At 67.8% G+C, this 600-nt stretch carries 2 protein-coding genes; one reads left to right on the top strand and one right to left on the bottom strand.

Features of this window, described 5'->3' with window-relative positions; genetic code table 11:
- Positions 1–190: transposase domain-containing protein (locus MFF58_RS31950; RefSeq protein ID WP_238294354.1), on the top strand; the 190-nt coding region annotated here is incomplete at its 5' end.
- A gap of 21 nt (positions 191–211) precedes the next feature.
- Here MFF58_RS31950 and MFF58_RS31945 read toward each other — a convergent pair.
- Entirely contained in the window at positions 212–442 is a 231-nt protein-coding gene (locus MFF58_RS31945; protein ID WP_238294353.1) for a DUF6429 family protein, read from the bottom strand.
- Between the last annotated feature and the right edge of the window lie 158 nt (positions 443–600).

Raw genomic sequence — 600 nt, 5'->3', positions numbered from 1 at the left:
CGACGGCGGGGGCGAGCACTGGGCAGTGATCGCCTCGTTGATCGAGACCTGCAAACTCATCGGCGTCGAGCCGCAGGCCTACCTCACCGACGTCATCACCCGCATCGTCGACGGCCATCCGCAGCGCCGCCTCAACGATCTTCTGCCCTGGGCCTACCCGAGCACACCCACGCTCCAAGCGGTCGCCTGAGAACGCCGCGGCCCTGGCGGGTCAGTCGGACCGTGTGAACAGGGTCCGGAACAGCGCCTCGGACTGGCGCAATCCCTCATCGGTCAGCACCACCGACTTGGCGCGTCCGACCGGATTGGCGATGAGCCCCTTGGCGTGGAGACGGCCAAGCGCGGCCCAGTCGAAGCCCTTCCAAGCCCGACGCTCGTCGTGGAGCGTCAGCCACAGAAGGGCGAGTACCGCCTCGTCGATGCGCTCCTCGTCGGCCGCCATCCAAGCAGATTAGCACGCCGCGCTCAGACCGGGCGTGGTGCCAGCCGATCGTAAGCGCTGTCCTCAGGCCACGGCTTTGAGGGCCGGCGTTGGCTGGTAAGCCCATGGCAGCAGATCATCGAGGTGCCGCTGCCGATGGCCCTCGACGATGCGGGTGA

Source organism: Methylobacterium longum (assembly GCF_022179385.1).
GTDB lineage: Bacteria > Pseudomonadota > Alphaproteobacteria > Rhizobiales > Beijerinckiaceae > Methylobacterium > Methylobacterium longum.
The sequence above is the reverse complement of the archived record's forward strand: the minus strand, read 5'-3'. Positions and strand labels throughout refer to the sequence as shown.

Bases quoted from the DNA above. Each gene is read 5' to 3' on its own strand.
- MFF58_RS31945 (WP_238294353.1), bottom strand. From the start codon at position 442: ATGGCGGCCGACGAGGAGCGCATCGACGAGGCGGTACTCGCCCTTCTG.